The organism is Acinetobacter legionensis (assembly GCF_048551735.1).
Classification (GTDB): domain Bacteria; phylum Pseudomonadota; class Gammaproteobacteria; order Pseudomonadales; family Moraxellaceae; genus Acinetobacter.
Map to the genome: position 1 here is coordinate 1 of NZ_JBIMBV010000060.1, position 1,412 is coordinate 1,412.

At 31.4% G+C, this 1,412-nt stretch carries 4 protein-coding genes; 2 read left to right on the top strand and 2 right to left on the bottom strand.

Annotated features, from left to right (window positions below):
* Together ACG9ZL_RS20930 and ACG9ZL_RS20935 are read right to left on the bottom strand one after the other, a co-directional pair.
* On the bottom strand, window positions 1–318 hold a 318-nt coding region (locus ACG9ZL_RS20930), incomplete at its 3' end, for a hypothetical protein (RefSeq protein ID WP_419361807.1).
* A 128-nt stretch (window positions 319–446) separates the two neighbouring features.
* Window positions 447–701, bottom strand: coding sequence for a hypothetical protein (locus ACG9ZL_RS20935; RefSeq protein WP_419361810.1), 255 nt, complete (start codon window positions 699–701; stop codon window positions 447–449).
* 110 nt (window positions 702–811) lie between these two features.
* Between ACG9ZL_RS20935 and ACG9ZL_RS20940 the strand changes: the two genes are divergently transcribed.
* Both ACG9ZL_RS20940 and ACG9ZL_RS20945 read left to right on the top strand, forming a co-directional pair.
* The gene (locus tag ACG9ZL_RS20940; protein WP_419361813.1) at window positions 812–1,018 is read left to right on the top strand and encodes a hypothetical protein; all 207 of its coding nucleotides are present in this window, start codon (window positions 812–814) and stop codon (window positions 1,016–1,018) included.
* A 76-nt stretch (window positions 1,019–1,094) separates the two neighbouring features.
* The gene (locus ACG9ZL_RS20945; protein ID WP_419361816.1) at window positions 1,095–1,373 is read left to right on the top strand and encodes a hypothetical protein; all 279 of its coding nucleotides are present in this window, start codon (window positions 1,095–1,097) and stop codon (window positions 1,371–1,373) included.
* Window positions 1,374–1,412: the final 39 nt, after the last annotated feature.

Consider the following 1,412-nt stretch of genomic DNA (forward strand, 5'->3'; position numbering starts at 1 on the left):
CATATTATAAAAGGGGGTCTCAAGTCCACTTACTGCCGTGTTTTTAGCGGGTATGGCTATTTTTTGTACAAAGATTTCAGCAATAGATTGATCATCTTTTTTCTTTGGCTGAACAAGAGCATTTTCAAAAGCAGACAGCTTATTTTTAGTAATACCCTGCAACATGTTTGTAAGGATTTGGGAATCAGCTAAAGACACATCACCGAAAGCAGTACGTGCATAAATTTCATGTGAAATCTCTTTTTCAGCATGGAATATTTCAGAAACAGTCAGACAAGCAGAATCAAATTCTTGTATTTGGGAAAGTATTGTTTTCATTATCTAACCCTCTAAATCTATGATGATTTCGCACCAAGTTTCATGATTAGAGGCAATTAGAAAATCTTTTCGAATAATAAAACGACCACAACCAGAGCATTTAATATGTTCAAATTTTAAGTAATCCATCACTCTTCCCCAAACGCTTCGATTAATTCTGAATTTGATTCTTTGTATAAATTTGCATATGTATCAATCACTGTCGGATCGTATGACCATTCGTGTGCAACAAAAGCTAAATGACTAAGACACTTTTCTGTAGAAATCGCTGGAGTAAGAGCTTCTAAAGAATGTTGTCCCTGATCAGAAACGATCTTTGCAACACTCTCGAAAGCGCATTGAATGAATTCTTGTTTTGTATTGAAAGAGAGTTTATTTTCCATTTGCAACAACATCACACGCAACAATTTGACAGAAATATAACAGAATTGCATGCAACACTGCAACGTGTGACACAATAATGTTGTTGCGTTTAACAATGTTCAGGTGTTACATGAAAAAATCAGATTTATCAAAAACTTATAGAATACGTGGTGAATTCGTTGAATCGATCAAAGAAAAGTCACTTGACTTTATTATCGAAACAAAAGAAAGAATCGAAGAAGCGGACATAATCAATGCATTGATTTATAAGCATTTAAGTGAAATTACAGCAAAAGATGTAACAAAATATATCGAAGAAATAAAAAAAGCAGATTAATTATCTATGTCGACCCTGATTACTAGATAAATAAAAAGTCCACAATTAAAGTGGACTTTCCTTTAAGAGAATAATCATGAATAAAATTTTCATTGCAATGATACTTTTAACAACAAGTACCCTGCTGAATGCAACAAAAGAAGTAAAAGCTAAAATCGTATATGATACTGATAATAAAAGACTACTTTCAGTAATGACTGATTCAAAAAATGAATATGAAAGACAAAAATGTGAAGAATATTTAAGAAGTGATGATGGGATTAATATATTAAAAATAATATCAAAAAATAATAGAGGTAGAGTGCTTGTATATTTTATATGTAACCAAGAAATAACTGAAAGCAAAAGAAAATAAAGCTTGGAAGTCGCATAACGAAGCTATTATGTTAAATAA